Source organism: Glutamicibacter sp. St.4D3 (genome assembly GCF_059728615.1).
In genome coordinates this window covers 2859760-2877603 of the sequence record NZ_AP039380.1, presented here as the reverse complement: position 1 = coordinate 2877603, position 17844 = coordinate 2859760, and the positions used below count along the sequence as shown (strand labels likewise).

Here is a 17844-nt window from a genome sequence, read left to right as displayed (position 1 = left end):
GTTTCTAGCGTGGAAGCCATGGGTATGAACAGCTCCGTCGCGGGCAACAACGGCGACACCACGAACAACGAATCCAACGACAACGCCACCGGCCACCGGTTCGATGGCGGCACCGGCAAGATCCGGGAACGCAAGATCTCCACCGGCGTGCTGGTGATCGGCACCGGCGGATCCGGGCTGCGCGCAGCCATTGAACTGGCCGAACTGGGGGTGGACGTGCTGGCCGTGGGCAAGCGCCCCCGCCACGACGCCCACACCTCCCTGGCCGCCGGGGGCATCAACGCCGCGCTGGGAACCATGGACGCCGAGGACAGCTGGCAGCAGCATGCGGCGGACACCATCAAGGAAAGCTATTACCTGGCCAACCCGCACACCGTGCAGATTGTGGCGCAGGGAGCGGCCGAGGGCATCGCGGACCTGGAACGCTACGGGATGGGTTTTGCCCGTGAAGAGGACGGACGGATCTCCCAGCGCTTCTTTGGCGCCCATACCTTCCGCCGCACCGCGTTCGCCGGGGACTACACGGGCCTGGAAATCCAGCGCAGCCTGGTCCGCCGCAGTGAACAGCTGCAGGTCCCCATCCTGGATACCGTGTACATCACCGACATCCTCACTCATGACAACCGCGTGTTCGGCGCGTACGGCTTCGACGTGAACAACGGCACCCGCTACCTGATCCACGCCGATGCGGTGATCCTGGCCGCCGGCGGACACAACCGCATCTGGCGGCGGACCTCTTCCCGACGCGATGAGAACACCGGGGACTCCTTCCGCCTGGCGGTGGAGGCCGGGGCCCGGCTGCGCGACCCGGAGCTGGTGCAGTTCCACCCCTCGGGAATCATTGAACCGGAAAACGCGGCCGGCACCCTGATCTCCGAGGCAGCCCGCGGCGAGGGCGGCATCCTGCGCAACGGGCTGGGGGAGCGGTTCATGGAACGCTACGACCCGCAGCGCATGGAACTGTCCACCCGCGACCGGGTGGCGCTGGCGGCCTACACGGAAATCAAGGAAGGACGCGGCACCAAGAAGGGCGGGGTCTGGCTGGACATCTCCCATCTGCCGCGCCAGCTGATCATGGAGCGGCTGCCGCGGGTGTACCAGACCATGCTGGAGGTGCAGATGCTGGACATCACCCGCGAACCCATCGAGATCGCGCCGACCGCGCACTACTCCATGGGTGGGGTGTGGGTGCGTCCCGAAGACCACTCCACGCACGTGGAGGGGCTCTACGCGATCGGTGAGGCCTCCAGCGGCCTGCACGGGGCGAACCGCCTGGGCGGCAACTCGCTGATTGAGTTGCTGGTGTTTGGGCGGATCGTGGGCCGGGCGGCCGCCGAGTATTCGGCCGGGCTTGAGTCCCACACCCGTTCGGCCGCCGCGGTGACACGGGCCCGCAGCGAGCTGGAGCGGCTGCTGGCCGCTGACGGACAGGAAAACGTGCGCTCCCTGCAACGGGCGATCCGGGACATGATGACCGAGTGCGCCGGGGTGGTGCGTGACGAGGCGGGCCTGCTCGAAGGGCTGCGCCGGCTGGATGAGATCGAAGCGCGGATGGCCAACGTGGGAATCCACCCGGACATTGCCGGCTTCCAGGACCTGGCGCACGCCTATGACCTGAAATCCGCGGCGCTCTCCGCCCGGGCCACCCTGGAGGCGGCGCTGGAACGGCGCGAAACGCGTGGCTGCCACAACCGCAGCGACTACCCCGAGCAGGATCCGCAGCTGCAGGTGAACCTGGTCTGGTCCCCGCACGGCGGGGTGGTGCGCGAGTCGATCCCGCCGGTGCCCGCCGAGATCAGTGAGCTGATCGGTGAGGTGGACACGGCCGGGAAGCTGGTGGAGTAGTCCCGCGAGTTTAGAGACCCGTTGGAGCCATCGCACTCCTGCGGGGCTTTAAGCAGGCTGAGGACAACAACCGGAAGTTCGCCCAGTTCGGCACCGAAGAAACCGTGCATTCGTCAATTTACCGAGGCAAAAGGACACAAGAATCCCTCATAGTGGAGCATGTCGCGACCAGGGGTAAGGGAGAGCATCCAGCATTCCCGAGCAGCCGAATCTTCTGCGCGCGATGCGCAGCCTATTGGGCGGTCGTACAAGCAATGGCCGGCTTCCCTTGGAGATTTTGGAACGGGGAAACCGGCCATCGAATGGGGGCGCAGGGGTCTATAGCCCGCGCACGATCAGCACATCCAGGGTGCGCGGCCCGTGCACGCCCTCGACGCGCTCCAGCTCGATGTCGCTGGTGGCGCTCGGCCCGGAAATCCAGGTTTGCGGGCGGGTCACGTCCATGCGCGGCATGGCCTCGGGCAGCAGCTGCACGATCGTGGAGACCGGCACGATGCACACGTGGTGATCGGGCACCAGGGAGATCGCGCGCCGGCCCTGGTCGGGTTCGCCGTCCAGGATGATGGTGCCGGACTCGGCGATGGACACCGCCGAGGAGGTCACCACGGCGCTGGTCTCATCGAGCACCGGGATGTCCAGGGCGTGGCCCGGGGCGTCGATGCGCCGCTCAATGGACTCGGGCAGCTGCTGAAGCCAACCAGTGTCCAGCCCGTGCGGGTAGACCACCGAGCGGGCGGTGGCCAGCTTCGCGGCGACGTGGGTGGCGATCTGCTCGGCCTCGATGACATCCACCCCGGCCTTGTAGTCCACCAGGCGGTCCACCAGCAGCTCGATGACCTCGGTTTCGCTGAGCTGCGAGGTGGTGCGGTAGTCGCGCACCACCGGTTCCACGCGCGGGTTATCGGCCAGCGCGGTGCGGATCCGGCCCAGGATCTCTTCCTTGGCGCTCATTTGCCCTCCTTCTCGCTCTTCCACCAGTCGCGGAAGGACTTGCTTGGCGGTGCCGGGATGTCGCGGCTGGCGGTCCAGCCCGCCGCGATGCCCGGCAGGCGCTTGATCTTCTTGTCCCGGCCGGCGGCCAGCTTGCCCAGCGGCAGCCCCTTTTCCAGCAGGTCCAGGTTCCGGCCCTTGCCCAGCGCCCAGGAGCCGCCCTTCATCAGCAGGTCCATCTGGGTGGGCAGCAGCTTCTTGCCGCGCTGGGAATCCACGTCCTCCCCGCGCAGGTGCACCAGGATTTCGGGGATGTTGATCTTCACCGGGCAGGCGTCAAAGCAGGCGCCGCACAGTGAGGAGGCGTAGGGCAGGGAGTTGTTCTCCTCGGCCTCGATGCCGGTCAGCAGCGGGGAGAGGATCGCGCCGATCGGGCCCGGGTAGGTCGAGCCGTAGGCGTGCCCGCCGGTGCGTTCGTAGACCGGGCAGACGTTCATGCACGCCGAGCAGCGGATGCAGTTCAGCGCGCTGCGCCCGAAGCGATCCGACAGCGCCCGGGTGCGCCCGTTGTCCATCAGCACCAGGTGCACGTTCTGCGGCCCGTCGTTCTCGGTGACCCCGGTCCACAGCGAGGTGTACGGGTTCATCCGCTCCCCGGTGGAGGAGCGCGGCAGCAGCTGCATGAAGACCTCGATGTCCTGCCAGGAGGGCAGCACCTTCTCGATCCCCATCACGGTGATCAGGGTTTCGGGCAGGGTCAGGCACATGCGCCCGTTGCCCTCGGACTCCACCACGCCCAGGGTGCCGGTGTCCGCCAGGGCGAAGTTGGCCCCGGAGATCGCCACCTTGGTGGAGAGGAACTTCTTGCGCAGGTGCTTGCGCGAGGCCTCGGCCAGCTTGGCCGGCTCATTGGTCAGGTTCGGATCCACATCCGGCATCTCGCGCAGGAAGATGTCGCGCACCTCGGTGCGGTTCTTGTGGATCGCCGGGACCAGGATGTGGCTGGGCTTGTCGTGGTCCAGCTGCACGATCAGTTCGGCCAGGTCGGTTTCGAAGGCGGCAATGCCCTGGGTTTCCAGGTGCTCGTTTAAGCCGATTTCCTGGGTGGCCATGGACTTGACCTTGACCACCTCGGTGGAGCCGGTCTGCTTGATCAGGTCGGTGACGATCTGGTTCGCCTCGGCCGCGTCGCGGGCCCAGTGGATGATGCCGCCGCGGGCGGTGAAGTTCTTCTCGAACTCCTCCAGGCGCTCATCCAGCCGTGCCATCGCCTGGTTCTTGATCGCCTCCCCGGCGTTGCGCAGCGACTCCCAGTCCGGCAGCTCGCCGACCACGCGCAGCCGCTTGTCGCGGATGGAGTGGGTGGCGTGGCGCAGGTTCGCGCGCAGCTGGGTGTTCTGCAGCTCGTGGTGGGCGGCCTTCGGGAAGGACTCATCGGCAAACAGGTTGCCTTCCCCGGCCGCCGGCATGCCCAAAAATACCTGACTCACAGTGCCACCATCTCTTCCTTCGTGCTGGCCAGGATGTTGGCCAGGTGCATGGTGCCCGGCTTCTGGCCATTGCGTGAGAGCCCGCCACCGATGTGCATCAGGCAGGAGACGTCTCCGCCGACGCACAGCGAGGCGCCGGTGGAGGCGATGTTGCGGGCCTTGTCCTGCAGCATCGCCGAGGAGACATCGGAGTTCTTGATGGAGAAGGTGCCGCCAAAGCCGCAGCACTGGTCTGCCTCGGGCAGCTCCTCCACTGTAATCCCGCCCACCGACTTGAGCAGGTCCAGCTGCCGGTCGCCCAGCTTCAGCAGGCGCATGCCGTGGCAGGAGGGGTGGTAGGTGACGCTGTGCGGGAAGTAGCTGCCCAGCTGTTCGGCGGCGTTGGTGATGCCCAAGACGTCGGTGAGCAGCTGCGAGAGCTCGTAGGTGCGTCCGGCGACCTCCGCGGCGCGGGACTTCAGGTCCGGCTTGCCCAGCCGCTCGGCCAGCATGCCGTGCTGGTGCTTCAGTGAGGAGACGCAGGATCCGGAGGGTGCCACGGCCACGTCGTAGTCGGCGCGCTCGAAGGCCTGGACATGGTTTTCAACCACCGGCAGCGCCTCGGGCATGTAGCCGGAATTCATGTGCATCTGTCCGCAGCAGGCCTGGCCGGCCGGGAAGATCACCTCATGGCCAAGGCGTTCCAGGATTTTCACCGTGGACTTGGCCGTTTCCGGGTACATCGCGTCGACGATGCAGGTGGCAAAGAGTGCAATACGCATAAGAATAACTCTCTCGCTGTGTGGTCTGACCATACTAGGCGCATCTTCCGGATCCCGTCAAGACTTGTTGTGATAGCACTCACCTTGTATTATCGGTGGTCTGACCATATGTGGTCTGACCATCACTAGTAAGGACGCCCACACCGTGTTTACACCATCAACCGAGCCGATCGCCGGCAGCGTGGCCATTTCCGCGCTGGTCGCCCTGATCCCGCTGCTCACCTTCTTCGTCATGCTGGCCGTAGTTAAGGTCAAAGCCCACTATGCCGGACTCAGCTCCCTTTTGGTCGCGATCATCGTGGCGATCTTTGGCTGGCAGATGCCGGTGGGGCTGGCCATCAACTCCGGGGTGATGGGCGTGGTGTTCGGCGCCTTCCCCATCGTGTGGATCGTGGTCATGGCGATCTGGCTCTACCAGGTCACCGTGGTCTCCGGGCGCTTCGAGGATCTGCGCCGGGTCTTTGACGTGATCGGCGGCGGGGATGTGCGCATCCAGACCGTGCTGATCGCGTTCTGCTTCGGCGGCCTGCTGGAGGCGCTGGCCGGGTTCGGTGCCCCGGTGGCGATCACCGCCACCATGCTGCTGGCCCTGGGGCTCTCCCCGCTGCGTGCGGCCAGCGCCGTGCTGATCGCCAACACCGCCCCGGTGGCCTTTGGCGCCGTGGCCATCCCGATCACCACCGCCGGTGCGCTGACCGGGATCCCGGCCGGGGAGATCGGCGCCACCGTCGGACACCAGTCCCCGGTGCTGGCCCTGTTCGTTCCCACCGTGCTGGTGCTGGTCATCGCCGGGTGGCGCAGCATGCGCCAGACCCTTCCGGTGACCCTGGTGATCGGCATTTCCTTCGCCATCGCCCAGTGGCTGTGCGCGACCTACTTCTCCTATGAACTGACCGACATCGTCGCCTCGCTGGTGGGCCTGGGCGTTGCGGTGCTCTTCTTGCAGGTGTGGAAGCCCAAGGGCGCCGACGAGGCCCGCGAGCGCATCCTCACCCCCGAGGCGCTGGCCAAGCCGGTGGACGCGAACCGCAACCTGCGCCCGGGGGCGACCTGGATGGCGTTGTTCCCCTACGTGCTGGTGATCCTGATCTTCGGTGTGGCCAAGCTGTGGCGCCTGGGCGTGGACATCCCGGCGGCGCTGGCCGCCACCGACGTGAAGTTCGGCTGGCCGGGGCTGCACGGGAACATCGTGGACGGCAACGGCGAGGCGGTCTCCTCGACGATCTACAACTTCAACTGGCTCTCCACCCCCGGCACCCTGCTGCTGATCACCGGGCTGATCGTGGCCATCGTGTACTCCAAGTTCGATGACGGGGGCAAGTACCCGATCGCCGTGGGCAACGCGATCGTCGAGATCGGGCGCACCGTGTACAACATGCGCTTCGCGGCGCTGACCATCCTCTCGGTGCTGGGCCTGGCCTACGTGATGAACCTGTCCGGGCAGACCATCACCATCGGCACCTGGATGGCCGGGGCCGGTGGCGCGTTCGCCTTCCTCTCACCCATCCTGGGCTGGATCGGCACCGCGGTGACCGGCTCGGACACCAGCGCGAACGCCCTGTTCGCCAAGCTGCAGCAGACCGCCGGGGTCAATGCGGGCATCGACCCGACCCTGCTGGTGGCCGCCAACACCTCCGGCGGCGTGGTCGGCAAGCTGATCTCCCCGCAGAACCTGGCCATCGCGGCGACCGCGGTGAAGATGGAAGGCCAGGAGTCGGTGATCCTGAAGAAGGTGGCCGGCTGGTCGGTGGGCATGCTGCTGGTGCTGTGCGTGCTGGTCTACCTGCAGTCCACCCCGGTGCTCAGCTGGATGCTGCCGCACTAGGCCCGTGGCCCTGGCCAACGGCGCAACACACTAAAATGGGTTCTGATGTCTACAAAGCCAACTCCGCGTGCCTACCAGGTGGTCCTGGAGGCCATTGAGCGTGACCTGCGAACCGGGAAGCTGAATCTGGGCGATCAGCTGCCCGGGGAGCGGGCGCTGGCCGAAACCCACGGGATCTCCCGGGCCTCGGTGCGCGACGCAATCCGCATCCTGGACGTGATGGGCGTGGTGCGCACCTCCACCGGTTCGGGCCCGAACTCCGGGGCGGTGATCATCTCCAACCCCTCGGCCGGGCTGTCCCAGGCGCTGCGCCTGCACGTGGCGGCCAAGGGCATCCAGGTCCGGGAGATCGTGGAGTCCCGGATCCTGCTGGAGACCTGGGCGGCGCAGATGACCCCGCGCGACCCGATCCACGCCCAACAGGTGATCGAGCGCACCGCGGTGTTGATCATGCGCATGGATGACCCGCAGCTTTCCCGCGACGAGTTCCACCGCATTGACGCCGAGTTCCATGTGCTGCTCTCCTCGATGGCCGGCAACTCAGTGGTGGAGGCGATGATGGAATCCCTGCGCCACTCGATCAGCGACTACGTGGCCTCGGCCATCCCGGACGATGCGACCTGGCAGCCGATCGTGAAGGTGCTGCGCCGCCAGCACAAGGCAATCCACCGCGCGTTTGCCAACAACAACCGGGAACGGGCCGCGCACATGCTGGAGGAACACATCAACTGGTTCTACCAGCAGACCCGCTTCTAGGCCGGGTTCCGGACCCGGCAGTTTCCTTACCGCCAGCAGGCGCCGTCCCCCACCAAAGGAGACGGCGCCTGCTGGCGGTTGGTGGCCCGCGGCCGGTTCAGTCCAGCTGCAGCGGCAGCGTGGAGTACCCGCTGCCGGGGTAGTGGGCCCGGGCCGGTGCCTGGGCGCCGGGGGCCGGGGCAATGCTGCTGGTGCGCTTGAGCAGTTCTTCGACCAGCACCCGCAACTCCAGCCGTGCCAGCGGCGCCCCGGGGCAGATGTGGATGCCCGCCCCGTACAGCAGGTTCAGCCCCGGGTCCCGGTCCAGGCGGAACTCATCCGGGTCCCCGAACACGCTCTCATCGCGGTTGGCCGAAGCCCACACCACGGTCACCCGCTCACCGGCCGGGATCAGCCGCCCGTTGACTTCCACATCCCGGGTGGTCACCCGGCGGTTGGCAATCAGCGGGGCGTGCGCCCGCAGGATCTCGTCGTTGGCCGCCCCGATCAGCGAGGGATCCTCGCGCAGACGGGTCTGGATTTCCGGGTGGGTGGCCAGGAAATTGGCCAGGATCCCGACACTGGCGGCAATGGTGCCCAGCTCACCGACCGTCCAGTTGCGCAACAGGCTGACCAGCTCCTCGTCGTTCAGCGCCCGGCCGTACACCTGTTCATGCAGCAGTTGGGTCGTCAGGTCCTTCGGCGCGCGGTGGCCGGCCTCGCGCCGCTGCTGGAGCAGCTGGCGAATGTATCCGTCAAACTCCACGGCGATGGCCTTCATCGCCGGTCGGTCCTGGGCCAAGGTGGCCGTGCGGTTCTTCGCGGTCCAGGCGCGCAGCGGTTCCTCCAGCTCCCGCGGCCACCCCAGGAACGCGCTCTGGGCGCGCAGTGCATAGACCTCGGCCAGCTGCTCAATCACGTCGACCGGTTCGTGCAGCGGCAGCTCCCGGAGCAGGCTGAGCGCCACTTCCCGGCACACCGGCTCGAAGCGGCGCATCAGCTCCGGGGTGAAGTAGCGGTCATTGACCGCCCGGTAGACGGTGTGCTCCGGTGGATCCATGCCATTGGGCACGGTCAGCCGCTGGGAGACGGCGTTGCTGAACTTTTCCGGATCACGTAGCACCCGCAGCGCATCTTCGTGCCCCAGCACCGAGTAGCCGAGGAACTCGCTGTGGGCGACGGGGCACTGGGCCCGGAGGCGGTCGTAGGCGGCAATCTGGTCCTCTAGCACCTCCGGGGCCCGTGGGTCCCAGTCCGGCGCGGCTGATGCTGACATGCTGCTTTCCTCCAATGCTCGCCTGGCCTCAGGCTACGCGCTGGCAGGCGGACCGGACAAGGCCCTGGCTAGCGTCCGGACACGAGGACGTTGACGCTCACCGGTACCGGGTTCTTGAAAACGTCCAGCACCGGGCAGTGCTCATCGACCACCCGCTGCAGCTCAAGATAGCGTTCGGTGGATTCCGGGCCGGTGAGCTGCACATCCAGCTGAACACCGGTAAAACCGGGGCGCACCGACGGGGCGGCGCCGAACAGGCCGTGCACATCCAGATCTCCGTTCGCGGTGACCTTGATGTCATCCACCTGGATCCCCAGCTGCTGGGCGTAGAGGCGGTAGACCACGATCTGGCAGGAGGCCAGCGCGGCCAGCGCGTACTCGACCGGGCTGGCGGCCGCGTCGTCCCCGGCCAGCGGCGCCGGCTCGTCGACCTGGAAGGTGTGCCGTCCGGCCTTGATGTCGCTGGCGACCGCACCGGTACCGCTGCCGGTGACGGTGAAGGACAAGCTGCCGTTGGCGGGGTCGGCCGACAGCCGTTCGTTCCATGCCTGCGCGGCGGCATCCAGTCGCTGGGCGCGGTCCTCGGCGAGGGTCAGGGTGCTGGTCATGGGAAATCTTCCCCTTTCTGGCGCAAGGGGGCGCCATCGCTTACGCTGCTGGCCTTCAACAGCGTCGAATCATCACCTGGGGCACCCCGCACAATGGCGCAAATAGGGTTGCCGTCCGACCAGCCAGGGCTTGTACGGTCGGAACTCGTGATTCAGTGTTTCTGTTCTATCCCGCATCGGGCGGGGTGGACAACGAGCCGCGTCATGTTTCGTCATCGAGTCATGTGCGGAGGTAGGTCACGTTCGGGCCGGGCGATGGGGGAGCACGGCGGTGGACCAATGAGGTGTTGCGTCCAGCAGCACCCCGGCCCTCATGGCAAGCGGCACCACGCTGCGCACCCTTTGTCTGCGGCTGCGGTTAACCGGCGTCGGCGGCGTCGGAGTTGTCGTTCAAACGGTGCAGCAGATCGGCGAAACGTTGCACGTCCTCGGTGGACCAGTCCTCCAGCTTGTCCCGCAGGCGCTGGCGCTGCGCCTGACCGCTGGCGTACCAGGCGTCGCGCGCCCGCTCGGTGATGGACACCAGCTGGGCCCGGCCATCCTTGGGATCCGCGGTCCGGGTGATCAGTCCCTGGGTCTCCAACTGCTTGACCAGCCGGGAAATCGTGGCCTTGTCCAGCTGCAGCGATTCGGCAAGGAACCCCTGCTGCTGGGAATCGTGATGCACCAGGATAGCCAGGATCCGGTAACCAGGGGCCTGCAGCTGCGGGTGGATCGCCTTGGCGCGCTGAACCAGGGTCTGGCGGGCGCGCAACAAGGTCGTGGTGAACTCTCTTTCCACCGTGGTGAAAAGTTCTTCGTCATGCATGGAACCATTCTAGGCGGGCGCACACCCCGGCCATGATCTGCCCCGACCTGTTCGGGCTTCCCACGCCGGAACAGGAAACGCTGGCCCAGGGATACGCCCAGCGGGACGTGACCGAGCTACTACGTGAGCGTCCGCAGAAGGTGACAAGATGAGAAAGACTAATTTTAGAACCGAAGGAGAAGCAGTGAGCTACACGGTGGGTCCAGTCGACATGATTCCGGTCGGCGAGGCGCTGAAGGTCGAATCCGATGACAGCGGAGCCAAGGAGGACATCGCCATCTTTCATGCGGAGGACGGCAACTTCTACGCCCTGCAGGATGAGTGCACCCACGAAGTCGCCTCCCTGTCCGAAGGATGGATTGAAGACTGCGAAGTCGAATGCCCGCTGCACGCTTCCCGGTTTAACCTCAAGACCGGCAAGGTCCTGTGCCTGCCAGCCTATGTTGATGCGCGCACCTACAAGGTGGAGGTCATCGACGGGATGCTGGAGCTGCACTTCTAAATGGGTTCAGTGCATATCGTCGGGGCCGGGGTCGCCGGTTTCTCCCTGGCCCACACGCTGATCCAGGCGGGCTATGCCGGAAACATCACGCTCAGCGATCCGGAGGGGCTGCCCTACGATCGCCCGCCCCTGAGCAAGACGCTGGAACGGGTCAACCTCGCACCCCCGGCATGGTTTATTGAGCACTCGGTGCAGCTGCAGCCGCAGCGCATTGACCAGGTCCAGGCACCGGAATCCGAACAGGACTGGCTGGTGCTCGCCACCGGAACCACGCCAAGGAGACTGCAGGTGCCCGGGGCCGAACATGCCCGGGTGATCCATACGGCCAAGGACGCCGAGGACCTGTCACAGAAGCTGTCCTTCGGCGCCTTCGGAACCCAGGTGGTGGTCATCGGTGCCGGGCTCATCGGGGCCGAATTCGCCGCCGCGGCCCGACAGTTCGGTGCCATGGTCACCTTGATCAGCAACCAGCAGGTGCCGCTGGTCACCGCCTTTGGCGAACCCATGGCCCGCCAGCTGCACGAGGACCATCGGCTGAACGGGATCCGGGTGGTGACCGGGATGGCCGAGCGGATCACCGAAAACAGTGTCGAGGTCAATCAGGAGAGCATCGAGGCCGACGTCGTGGTGGCCGCGATCGGGGTGGAGCCGAACCTCACCCTGGCCGACACCCTGGGCCTGGAAACGAACAATGGCATCATTGTGGACGCGGGCATGCGCACCAGCGTCCCCCAGGTGCTGGCGATCGGGGATGTGGCCCGCGAGGCCGGTGCCCGCCCCCTGCGCCACTGGGACCGGGCCAATGAGGATGCGGCGCTCGCCGCCGCAACGATCATGGGCACCAGCGCCCCACGGCGCAAGGTGCCCTGGTTCTGGTCCGACCGCCACGAATCCCACGTGGAAGTCGTCGGGGACTTCACCGCGGTGGCGCGCACCGTGGCCCGCCACACCCGGCAGGGCAAGATCCAGGTGCTCTTCGGCCTGGATGGGCAGGACCGCCTGGTGGCCGCCTCCATGGTCGATGGCGGGCTGATGGGCCGGGCCGTGCGAAAATTGATTGAACAGGAGATCACCCCGCCCATCACCGACCTGGAAGATCCGGGGATCACTCCGCGCAATCTGGGTCGCAAACGGTAGGCGGGTACGCAGCAGCATGGAATCTAACAAGGCAGTCGAAGCACTCCGGACCCCCACCGCTCGCGTGGGCGTCGGCTGGATCGCCGCGGTACTGATTGTGCACATCGGCATCAACGTCGGCTTCTTCGCACCCATCCAGGTGTTGCTGGGACTGCACTCCGAGGCGATCTCCCCGCAGCAGAAAAACGCCACCCTGTCGCTGGTGACCGGCGTGGGCGCGGTCGTCTCGATGATCGCGAACCCGTTGTTCGGCGCCCTCAGCGACCGAACCACCTCCCGCTTTGGCCGCCGCGTCCCCTGGATCGTGGCCGGTACCCTGGGCGGTGCGCTGGCCCTGCTGCTGATGTCCACCGCACAGACCGTCACGGTGCTGGTGCTGGGCTGGGCACTGATGCAGGCCGCGGGCAACGCCGCGCTGGCCGCGGTGCTCGCCGTCGTGCCGGACAAGGTCCCGGTCGCCCAGCGCGGCACCGTGGGTGGGCTGATCGCCCTGGCCCAGACCCTGGGCATCCTGGTGGGCGCCGGCATCGGCATGGTCGCCGCCAGCGACCTGGTGTTCGGCTACGCGATCGTCGCGGTGGTGATTGCCCTGTGCTCGGTGCCCTTCGTGCTGCTGCGCCAGGACGTGGTGCTGCCGGCCAGCGCCCGCGAGGAGTTCGCCTGGGGCAGCTTCCTGCGCAGCTTCTGGATCAACCCGGTCCGCTACCCGGACTTCGGCTGGGCCTGGCTGACCCGCTTCCTGCTATACCTTTCCAGCCAGCTGATCCTGGTCTACCTGCTGTACTTCCTGCAGGATGGGCTGAATCATCCCGAACCGGCCGCCGGGGTGCTGGTGCTCAGCAGCATCTACGCCGGTTTTGTGATCCTCTCCTCGGTGGTGGCCGGCAAGCTCTCCGACCGGGACGGCAAGCGCAAGCGCTACGTGGTGATCTCCTCCCTGATTGTGGCCGCCGCGGCGCTGGTCATGGCCGTGGCCCCCTCCTTCCCGGTGGCGATCGGCGGAGCGGTGCTGCTCGGACTGGGATTCGGCTCCTTCCTGGCGGTGGACTACGCGCTGCTGACCCAGGTGCTGCCGCACGCCGATTCCCGGGCCAAGGACCTGGGCGTCATCAACATCGCCAACTCCCTGCCGCAGGTCTTCGCGCCCCTGATCGCCTGGATCGCGGTGAGCTGGCTGGGTGGGTACCCCACCCTGTTTGTCTGCGCCGCGGTGGTCAGCGTGGCCGGCGGGCTGCTGGTGCGCCGCATCAAGATGGTCCCGTAGGCGCGTTGCCATGATGCAGTGGATCGAGGACGCGCCCTACCTGGTGACGTACCTGTTCTTCTTCCTTGGGGCGATGATCCGCGCGAACACCACCTACTGGATCGGGCACAGCATCGCCGCGGGGGTGAAGCAGACGCGTTTCCAGCGGGTGCTGCGCGGCCCGATCTACCTCAAGTCCCAGGCCCTGCTGGCCCGGTGGGGCGTCTTCGCCGTGCCGCTGAGCTTCTTGACCGTGGGGGTGCAGACGGCGGTGAACGCGACCGCCGGAATCACCCGGATGCCGCTGCGGCGCTACCTGCCGGCGGTGATTGTCGGCTGTCTGATCTGGGCGTTGGTGTACACCACCGTGGGCCTGGCGTTCATCTATGCGTGGATCGCGCTGGACTGGCCGTGGCTGGTGGGCATCGTGGTGCTGCTGGCCATGGCGCTGTGGCTGATCCTGCGTCGCAGGAAGCGCGCCCGCCGGGTAATAGGCCCGGAAGAAATCAAGTGAGACCTATGATGGTGAATCACAACGTCAGTCAAAGGTGCAGGTATCGGCACTGCAGGCCGGCGCCCAAGTGCCGAACCAGGGGAAAGCAGGTGCGACAGTGGTGAATAATCCGGTCTCGGCCGAGATCAAGCGTGCGCAGCTCGATGAGCTGGACCGTAAACTGCTCAGGCTGCTGTCGGAGAACTCCCGCCGCACGAACAACTCCCTGGCCGAGGAGCTGGGCATCGCCCCCTCGACCTGCCTGGCCCGGCTGAATCAGCTGCGTGATACCGGCGTGATTTCCCGGTTCACCATCGAGGTGGATCCGCAGGTGCTCGGACGAGAGCTGGAGGCGCTAATCTTCGTTCGCATCCGTCCCGGCGCCCGGCACCTGATGTCGACCTTCGCCCAGGACATGCAGGCCAAGCCCGGAGTGCGTCAGCTGTTCTTCCTGGGCGGCGCCGACGATTTCGTGCTGCACGTGGCGGTGCGCAACTCCGCGGACGTGCGCCAGTTCGTGCTCGACTACCTGTCCTCGAACCCGGCCGTGGCGACCACCCAGACCTCACTGGTCTTTGAGCACAGCCACGGCAGCGCCGAATACTGAAGTCCCGCAGCAAAACGTCCAGGGCCGCACCACGGTGCTTCCCTGGACGTTTCGTTGCTCAGGCCTTGGGAACTGGCCACTGAAGTTTGTTGAGCGTTAGGAGACGATCTTGCTCATCGGGGTGTCTCCGTCAAAGAAATTCACGGTCTGGCGGATTCCGGCATTGTGGGCCAGCACGTACGCGATCATTTCCGCAACGTTTTCCCGGGCGGTGCGCCCCTCGGTGCCCGCCGGTTCGTGCCCGGAAATGCGGCCGCGGCTGTCGGCCAGGCGCAGCTTCTTTGTGGCCGGCTCCAGGGTCAGGGCGCCGGGCCCCAGGATGGTGTACTCCAGGCTCGTGCCGCGCAGGTACTCATCCGCGTCGTGCTTGGCCTTGGCATAAGGATAGAACGAATCCTTCGGGTCCAGGTTGTCGACGTCCACCAGGGCGCGCGCGTAGGAGACCATGACATAGCGGTTGACTCCGGCCTGCTTGGCGGCTTGCATGGTGCGCACCGCCGCCTCATAGTCCACGGCGTTGGTGCGCTCGGGATCTCCGCCGCCGGCACCGGCCGAGAACACGACGGCATCGGCTCCGGTAAAGGTCTTGGCCAGTTCTTCGGCACTGGCGGTTTCAATATCAACTTCCACCGGGGTGGCACCCACCGCACGGATATCGGTGATGTGTTCCGGATTGCGGATCAGCGAATGGACCTCGAACCCCTCCCGGACGAGCCGCGGGGCAGCGAGCAGGGCGACCTTTCCGTGACCCCCGACAATTACGACACGACGCTTTTCAGCCATGATCCGACTCCTTCGTGATCGGCGACAGTTTCTGTCTTCGCGGCAGGCCCTGGGCCCGCCGGCCCTCCGACGTGGTTGGTCTTCGTTGTCCCGGCTTTCAGGACCTACTGTGGACGCTACCGCCTGGCCAGGACGTTCACAAGATGGCATGACGGCGGGGGTTAGGAAGCCCGTCCCCGAACCGGCATCAAGCTGTCGAAGCCTGAAGGTTCTTTCGCCGGTGGTTTACCGATAAAAGCCGGGGCGCCTCCCTGGGCACCTCCCGTGCAGTACTGGCTAGGTCCGTCTCCAAAGCGTAATTGAACACAAAGTATGCTTTATTCGAATATTCTTGCTAGGATAGTTAATCCCCTCTTTGGATTCTGCCGCTCCAGGGTTTTCCCTCTTGCCGTTGTGACTAGGCATGTTTTGGGAATGTATCGATGGTTGCGGTTGTTGAAGTTAGTGGGAGATTGGAAGGAGGATGGCAGATGCAGCAATTTGACGTGTTGGTACTGACCGCATTATTGACCATTGTGGCGCTGGGAATCATCAGTGCTGTCCTGGTCGTGGGCTACCGGCGTACGCACGCCACTGAGATCCGCGAGGACCTGCTGGCCAAGGCCCAGCAGCTGGGGTTGCGTGTGGATCCGGCAGTGAGCAACGACGAGCTGCGCGCGCAGGTGAAGCATGCGCGCCACGAGGCACGCAGCGGCAAGCCCAAGACAGCGTAGCGGCGCCTAGAAATACAGCAAGAGACCGCAAAGGGTCCGCAGCGAAGGCTGTGGACCCTTTGCCATGCGCTGCCCGGCATCCGGCGCACCCCTTGGCGACCGGTAGTCGCGCGGCGGCAAGACCTTCCACGCAGCGACCCGCGGCCGACGCCTGCCACAGCATTGCCTCCGCTGAACCAAGCAAACGTGGTAAAAACGTTTGGTTAAAAGTTCAACAACATTTGTTTTGGCCGCCTCCAGATCCTTTCGCGGCGGTGCGTGAGGTGCCCCAAGTCACCGGTTTTGCCCCGGAATCATGCGGTTCCGCTCACATTGGCATGTGAGGTTGTGAACGAATAGCGGGGTTTTGTATTAAGGGGTCAAAAAAGGCTGTTAGCTTGTAAATAACACCCCGACAATTTTCTAAGGAGCAGCGATTATGAGTACGATCCCACTCGGTGAAGACATCCTCTTGGCTCGTCACGGATCGAACATCGTAAAGCTGCGCCAGGACCGCAAGAACCGCCAGACCGTGGCGTACCTGCGGGACGGGGCCACTGACACCGCCGCCAACGTGCTGGGCGTGCCGGCGTTGACTCCGGCAGCCACCTTCGGGCAGAGCGTGCAGACCTACCTGAACGACGAAGCCGCCGTGAGCCGCAAGGAAGTTCGCTCGCTGGCGAAGCTGTCGCTGGGCTTCAGCGCCTTCACCGGCGCAGTCTTTGGCGGGCTGCTGTTGCTGGCCTACAAGGTCGGAGGCAGTGAGCTGCTGGACAATTTGTCGGCGGCCTACAGCTACTACCCAATGTAATGGCCACGGCGATCGCCGTGGACGGGGAGAAAAATCGCGGGACCAGTGGTCCCGCTTTTTTCATGCCCGCCGCTGCCTCTGAAGGCCATTGCGCGACTCACGTGTGCGTTTCTCGCTTTTTCGGCGCACGAAGGCATAGGATGACCACAATCCGAGAGATTGGAAGTTCCTGATGCGTTTCGTCCTAGAGGTAAATTTCGACACGGAAACCATGCAGCTCAAGCCCCGTGAGGAGCTGCAGGAGATCTTGCGGCACTGGGCGAAGAACCTGGAGCTGTATCCCATGGAGGCCGGCGCCCAGGAGGACGTGTTCGATTCGAACAACGAAGCCGTGGGGGAGTGGGCCATCCTCGACGAATAGCGTCGAGTCCGGGAGGTTCTAGCCCATCCGCCTTGGCCGGGTCACCGCCGGGTGGAGAAGCGCCCGATCAAGTAGCCGACCACCAGCGTGCCAAGCATGACCGCCCACAGCGGTGCGCTGGTGTGGAAGAACAACAGCTGCACGCGGACCCGGTAGAGGTTCTGCAGGATGAAGACCAGCGCGATCACGGTCAATGCCACCGCGCTCCACTGCTTGATGGTGATGCGCTGAATCCAGTGCGGTTTCTGTTCCTGCATGCCTACCTTCCCTTCAGCAGACCGGTGATCATCGCGCGCAGGCCGATCGTAAAGGCGTCATCCGAGTTGCGCCGTCCCGTGGCCTGCTGGGCATCCAGCGAGCGACTAAAGAACTGCGCGCTGGCCTGATGCTCTCCGGGGTCGAAGATGTCCGCAGGCGCCGAGGTGTCGATGGCCGAGCCGAAAATGAAGGACTCCAGTGCCACGATGATCGGCACGATCTGCTCCTGGGGCACCCCGTGCTCATGCAGCGCCCGCGCCACCCGTTCATACATGGTCAGGGTGTTCGGGGAGTCAGCCACCGGCAGCACCGCGATCACCGGGATGAGCGGAACATGCCGGGCAAACACCGACCGGTAGCTCACCGCCCAGGTTTCCAGGGCCGCACCCAGCTCCATCGTGTCAAAGCAGTCCCGGTCCACCTCATCCATCACCGTTTCCTGGATCCATTGCAACAGGTCGTTCTTGGAGGAGACGTGGTTGTACAGCGCCGAGGGGGAGACCCCCAGGGATCGGGCCAGGCGCTGCATGGTCAGAGACTCGTAGCCTGACTCAAGAACCACGCCCATGGCGTGCTGGGTGATCCGTGCCCGGTCCAGGATGGCCGTGCGTGGTCGGCCGGCGCGCCGCGGTGCCGTCGTGCCCATGAAATGTCTCCCCTGACGTGGTCTGCTTCACAT

The 17844-nt window shown here is 65.6% G+C and carries 20 protein-coding genes and 1 riboswitch; of the genes, 11 read left to right on the top strand and 9 right to left on the bottom strand.

What is annotated here, in order from left to right; genetic code table 11:
- Nucleotides 1–24 precede the first annotated feature (24 nt).
- Nucleotides 25–1845, top strand: coding sequence for an L-aspartate oxidase (locus tag AC6I21_RS13265; RefSeq protein ID WP_391495594.1), 1821 nt, complete (start codon nt 25–27; stop codon nt 1843–1845).
- Between the two features lie 318 nt (nt 1846–2163).
- On the opposite strand, the gene AC6I21_RS13260 is transcribed toward AC6I21_RS13265, so the two are convergent.
- Genes AC6I21_RS13260 through AC6I21_RS13250 form a run of 3 tightly spaced genes read right to left on the bottom strand, consistent with a single transcriptional unit; the run spans nt 2164 to nt 5026 of the window.
- Complete coding sequence (locus tag AC6I21_RS13260) at nt 2164–2796, bottom strand: LutC/YkgG family protein (RefSeq protein WP_497762580.1); 633 nt, start codon at nt 2794–2796, stop codon at nt 2164–2166.
- On the bottom strand, nt 2793–4265 hold the full coding sequence (locus AC6I21_RS13255; protein ID WP_212743883.1) for a LutB/LldF family L-lactate oxidation iron-sulfur protein: 1473 nt from the start codon (nt 4263–4265) through the stop codon (nt 2793–2795). Before AC6I21_RS13255 ends, AC6I21_RS13260 begins: the two co-directional genes overlap by 4 nt.
- Nucleotides 4262–5026, bottom strand: a complete 765-nt coding sequence (locus tag AC6I21_RS13250; protein WP_054821375.1) for a (Fe-S)-binding protein — start codon at nt 5024–5026, stop codon at nt 4262–4264. The genes AC6I21_RS13255 and AC6I21_RS13250 overlap by 4 nt, the downstream gene beginning before the upstream one ends.
- Before the next feature lie 145 nt (nt 5027–5171).
- Between AC6I21_RS13250 and AC6I21_RS13245 the strand changes: the two genes are divergently transcribed.
- The gene (locus tag AC6I21_RS13245; RefSeq protein ID WP_497762579.1) at nt 5172–6851 is read left to right on the top strand and encodes an L-lactate permease; all 1680 of its coding nucleotides are present in this window, start codon (nt 5172–5174) and stop codon (nt 6849–6851) included.
- Between the two features lie 45 nt (nt 6852–6896).
- Nucleotides 6897–7607 carry a FadR/GntR family transcriptional regulator gene (locus tag AC6I21_RS13240; protein ID WP_138175845.1) on the top strand — a complete coding sequence of 237 codons (711 nt, stop codon included), beginning with the start codon at nt 6897–6899 and terminating at the stop codon, nt 7605–7607.
- 97 nt (nt 7608–7704) lie between these two features.
- Here the strand turns inward: AC6I21_RS13240 and AC6I21_RS13235 are convergent, their stop codons facing one another.
- The 3 genes from AC6I21_RS13235 to AC6I21_RS13225 all read right to left on the bottom strand — a co-directional run bounded on the left by AC6I21_RS13235 (nt 7705) and on the right by AC6I21_RS13225 (nt 10278).
- On the bottom strand, nt 7705–8862 hold the full coding sequence (locus AC6I21_RS13235; protein ID WP_497762578.1) for a cytochrome P450: 1158 nt from the start codon (nt 8860–8862) through the stop codon (nt 7705–7707).
- 68 nt (nt 8863–8930) lie between these two features.
- Nucleotides 8931–9470, bottom strand: a complete 540-nt coding sequence (locus tag AC6I21_RS13230; RefSeq protein ID WP_497762577.1) for an OsmC family protein — start codon at nt 9468–9470, stop codon at nt 8931–8933.
- 31 nt (nt 9471–9501) lie between these two features.
- Nucleotides 9502–9623, bottom strand: a riboswitch (SAM riboswitch).
- Between the two features lie 205 nt (nt 9624–9828).
- Nucleotides 9829–10278: a MarR family winged helix-turn-helix transcriptional regulator gene (locus AC6I21_RS13225; RefSeq protein WP_396277306.1), complete on the bottom strand. Its 450-nt coding sequence runs from the start codon at nt 10276–10278 to the stop codon at nt 9829–9831.
- A 184-nt stretch (nt 10279–10462) separates the two neighbouring features.
- On the opposite strand from AC6I21_RS13225, the gene AC6I21_RS13220 reads away from it, so the two are divergent.
- From AC6I21_RS13220 to AC6I21_RS13200, 5 genes are all read left to right on the top strand, one after another.
- Nucleotides 10463–10780, top strand: a complete 318-nt coding sequence (locus tag AC6I21_RS13220) for a bifunctional 3-phenylpropionate/cinnamic acid dioxygenase ferredoxin subunit (RefSeq protein WP_246049577.1) — start codon at nt 10463–10465, stop codon at nt 10778–10780.
- The gene (locus AC6I21_RS13215; protein WP_497762576.1) at nt 10781–11917 is read left to right on the top strand and encodes an NAD(P)/FAD-dependent oxidoreductase; all 1137 of its coding nucleotides are present in this window, start codon (nt 10781–10783) and stop codon (nt 11915–11917) included.
- A 16-nt stretch (nt 11918–11933) separates the two neighbouring features.
- Complete coding sequence (locus AC6I21_RS13210) at nt 11934–13181, top strand: MFS transporter (protein ID WP_497762575.1); 1248 nt, start codon at nt 11934–11936, stop codon at nt 13179–13181.
- 10 nt (nt 13182–13191) lie between these two features.
- Nucleotides 13192–13674, top strand: a complete 483-nt coding sequence (locus tag AC6I21_RS13205) for a DedA family protein (RefSeq protein ID WP_497762574.1) — start codon at nt 13192–13194, stop codon at nt 13672–13674.
- A gap of 97 nt (nt 13675–13771) precedes the next feature.
- Nucleotides 13772–14260 carry an Lrp/AsnC family transcriptional regulator gene (locus tag AC6I21_RS13200; RefSeq protein WP_374700247.1) on the top strand — a complete coding sequence of 163 codons (489 nt, stop codon included), beginning with the start codon at nt 13772–13774 and terminating at the stop codon, nt 14258–14260.
- 96 nt (nt 14261–14356) lie between these two features.
- Here the strand turns inward: AC6I21_RS13200 and AC6I21_RS13195 are convergent, their stop codons facing one another.
- Complete coding sequence (locus AC6I21_RS13195; RefSeq protein ID WP_138175857.1) at nt 14357–15043, bottom strand: SDR family oxidoreductase; 687 nt, start codon at nt 15041–15043, stop codon at nt 14357–14359.
- A 470-nt stretch (nt 15044–15513) separates the two neighbouring features.
- Between AC6I21_RS13195 and AC6I21_RS13190 the strand changes: the two genes are divergently transcribed.
- The 3 genes from AC6I21_RS13190 to AC6I21_RS13180 all read left to right on the top strand — a co-directional run bounded on the left by AC6I21_RS13190 (nt 15514) and on the right by AC6I21_RS13180 (nt 16907).
- Entirely contained in the window at nt 15514–15756 is a 243-nt protein-coding gene (locus AC6I21_RS13190; RefSeq protein ID WP_054821157.1) for a hypothetical protein, read from the top strand.
- Nucleotides 15757–16174: 418 nt separating this feature from the next.
- Nucleotides 16175–16546, top strand: a complete 372-nt coding sequence (locus AC6I21_RS13185) for a hypothetical protein (protein WP_054821156.1) — start codon at nt 16175–16177, stop codon at nt 16544–16546.
- Between the two features lie 172 nt (nt 16547–16718).
- The gene (locus tag AC6I21_RS13180; protein WP_138175861.1) at nt 16719–16907 is read left to right on the top strand and encodes a hypothetical protein; all 189 of its coding nucleotides are present in this window, start codon (nt 16719–16721) and stop codon (nt 16905–16907) included.
- A gap of 41 nt (nt 16908–16948) precedes the next feature.
- Here AC6I21_RS13180 and AC6I21_RS13175 read toward each other — a convergent pair whose 3' ends face one another.
- Both AC6I21_RS13175 and AC6I21_RS13170 read right to left on the bottom strand, forming a co-directional pair.
- Nucleotides 16949–17164 carry a LapA family protein gene (locus AC6I21_RS13175; RefSeq protein WP_343832281.1) on the bottom strand — a complete coding sequence of 72 codons (216 nt, stop codon included), beginning with the start codon at nt 17162–17164 and terminating at the stop codon, nt 16949–16951.
- A 2-nt stretch (nt 17165–17166) separates the two neighbouring features.
- Entirely contained in the window at nt 17167–17811 is a 645-nt protein-coding gene (locus AC6I21_RS13170; RefSeq protein ID WP_346921259.1) for a TetR/AcrR family transcriptional regulator, read from the bottom strand.
- Between the last annotated feature and the right edge of the window lie 33 nt (nt 17812–17844).